Annotated in this window: 1 protein-coding gene; it reads right to left on the bottom strand. The window is 40.5% G+C overall.

The annotated features are described in order from the left end of the window. Positions 1-475: 475 nt before the first annotated feature. A complete protein-coding gene (locus tag KO530_RS06110) occupies positions 476-1519 on the bottom strand; it encodes an IS110 family transposase (RefSeq protein WP_216047532.1) in 1044 nt (347 codons plus the stop codon). Positions 1520-1597 lie beyond the last annotated feature (78 nt).

The following is a 1597-nucleotide window of genomic DNA, read 5'->3' as shown; positions in this document are numbered from 1 at the left end:
TAACACATATGAGCCTCCGGTTAGTCAATAGGTACTAGTGTGCTTTTGATCTATTTTTCAGATCAATCCAAATCTTTGGGCTAAGCCGTTTACTTCATCTGTCATTGTGACTGTTAGGATATCGCCTACAGCAAACACATATAGAGGCTCTCTTATGCGATCTCATCGCAGCCTGCTTTTTCAAATTCCTTATTGCAAGCAGGGGCACTAGACATTCATCGGTTAACCCAGCACTGGCTCTATTCAAAATGAAGGTTGGATATTTCCACCAGTTAGTTTCAGGCTCAGGCCAGGTGTAAGCGATTTAGCGCAAAGTATTGATGCACGCCCATTCAGTGTCTAATCAAGCCGGGTAGTTACCTAGCGGTGGTATATAAACGAGATAAGAGGTGTTAAACCAGTGACGAATTCACTCACGTTTTCACATACTCTGCATAAGGTGCTAGTTAGACGTTCAGCTCACCGAATGACGTGACTAACCTGCTAGAAATCGACTTTCATCAAATACCTTTTGACGTTTCAACATGAAGTAAACGCAGCGACCGAGTTTATGTGCCAATGCAGATAAGGCTTTTGCTTTACTCATGCGTTTTTGTAATTTGTTTAAATAGGCCTGAGCTTTGTCATTACCCCGTAGGTAAAGTACAGCCATTTCTGAGAACGCCCACTTGAGATGAGCATTGCCAATTTTGTTGCCTTGAGTACCATAGGTTTTACCCGCTGACTCAGCTTTACATTTGACTAATCGAGAGTAAGAAGCGAACTTTTGAACGCTTTCAAAGCGTTCAATATCACCGATTTCATATAGGATGGTGAGAGCGAGGATTTGTCCTACCCCAGCAATAGATTTGAGTAAGTAATAGTCTTTAGCGTTATGTTGTTTGGCTTGTTTTTCAATAAACCATTCAACCTGGCGTAACTCTGTTTCAATATGACCGACTATGTGTAAATCAATATCGATGTTGCGCTGTACGGATATATCATCAAAGACGTTAGACATTTTTTCACGAGACTTTGGATAACGTAAATTAAGGGAATGAGCAGGATAATTGTATTGACTCACGGTATTTGATACATGTGCTTTTAAGTCCGCGCCAAAGCGTACAAGTTTGGTACGGCGGCGAAGTAAATCACGGGTAGCCCGTAATTCGTTGGGGTAGTTGTATGCTAAGGGGAAATTGCCACCACGTAACAATTTAGCAATTTTAAATGAATCAATTTTATCATTTTTGGTTTTACCGCCATGAATGGCTTTCATATACAAGGCATGACCTAATACGAAATCTATATTGTGTTGCCGACAGAAGTCACTTACCCAATACCAACAGTGCATACATTCCACGCCCACAATGATATTGCCTAAATAAGGAGTTAATAAAGCCAGCAATTGTTCGGGTGAATCCTTTACTTTTTTATGGACAAGTACCTCACCTTTATCATCAATAATGCATACGTAAAGTAAGCGTGCGTGTAAATCTATTCCACAATAGTAAGGATGTGTATTAGTATAAAAGTTCATTGAGCTTCTCCGTTGGTTTTGTCACCTATCAGAGTAGCCTAAAAGTTACGCTGATTGGGGAGGCTCAATGAGTATCAA

Origin of the sequence: Aliiglaciecola lipolytica (assembly GCF_018860635.1) — a bacterium.
Taxonomy (GTDB): domain Bacteria; phylum Pseudomonadota; class Gammaproteobacteria; order Enterobacterales; family Alteromonadaceae; genus Aliiglaciecola; species Aliiglaciecola lipolytica_A.
The sequence above is the reverse complement of the archived record's forward strand: the minus strand, read 5'-3'. Positions and strand labels throughout refer to the sequence as shown.